2 protein-coding genes are annotated in these 1,098 nt (G+C 31.3%); both read right to left on the reverse strand.

Annotation, left to right across the window (positions count from 1 at the left end; translation table 11 throughout):
- Positions 1-441: 441 nt before the first annotated feature.
- A complete protein-coding gene (locus tag AC27G3_RS18115; protein WP_487124030.1) occupies positions 442-648 on the reverse strand; it encodes a hypothetical protein in 207 nt (68 codons plus the stop codon).
- A 127-nt stretch (positions 649-775) separates the two neighbouring features.
- Positions 776-982, reverse strand: coding sequence for a hypothetical protein (locus AC27G3_RS18120; protein ID WP_487124032.1), 207 nt, complete (start codon positions 980-982; stop codon positions 776-778).
- Positions 983-1,098 lie beyond the last annotated feature (116 nt).

The following is a 1,098-nucleotide window of genomic DNA, read 5'->3' on the forward strand; positions in this document are numbered from 1 at the left end:
GTTTAATTTCTTGTTAGGTGTATAACCCACTTATAAAGTGTTGGAGAATAAATATTGAAAAACACGAATATAAAGCTAGTGAAAACCAAAATCCTAATGGCGACTCACTACGTTTTACCACATGACTTTTAACCTCTATTTCTCCGATCAAATATGCGTATACGCAATAAACAATTAAAAAATTAGCTAATGATACAAGGAAAATAATAGCGACAAAATCTCCATAGCCTTCTATTGTAGGAGCGAAAGTTGCAGAAAATACAACAGCTATAACGCCAATTGCAAATACAGCTTTTAGAAGACGAGTGCCAATCAACTTAATACACCTAACGCCTAATTAACAGGCTAAAAATAGTTGGTTAAAATAAGCGACGAAGGAGCAAAACCAACTGTTTTTTGTCCTTGTTTAATTTCTTGTTATGTTTAATTAACTCTAAAGTTCTATTTACCAATACTGGTAGATTTATATTTACCGTTAAAAAAGAAAAGCCAAAAAACTGAAGAAGAGCCAACGATATACGCAATTAATTTTATTAAATAGAAGCTATTGTAGCCTGAATCAGGCCAATAAAAAATTAAATCTATTGTGTACCCTATGGCTAAAATAAGACCAAGAATACCAAATATTTTTTTCGCTATATCATTCATATGCAAAACTCCTTTTAAACATAACGCCTAATTAACAGGCAAAAAATAGTTGGTTAAAATAAGCGACGAAGGAGCAAAACCAACTGTTTTTTGTCCTTGTTTAATTTCTTGTTAGCAGCGCTGAATACTACTCACCGTTCAGTTTATTGTCACGTTTGGCAAGCCATTTATCAAATTCTTCTTGAATAGATGAACCTGATTTTACAGAATAAAATCTAGCTGCTGATACTACTATTAAAATAAAACCTATCCCAATATTGAGAATAGATTTTTCTACAAAACCTAAATATAAAAGAAATACAGCCAAAATAGCTAAAAAAATTTGAGCGAACATAAAAATCCTTTTTAATTCATCAATAAAGGCAGATAAAACACTACTGATTTAAGCCTGCTAACGCCTAATTAACAGGCAAAAAATAGTTGGTTAAAATAAGCGACGCAGGAGCAAAA

The organism is Colwellia sp. SU-HH01217 (assembly GCF_057543495.1).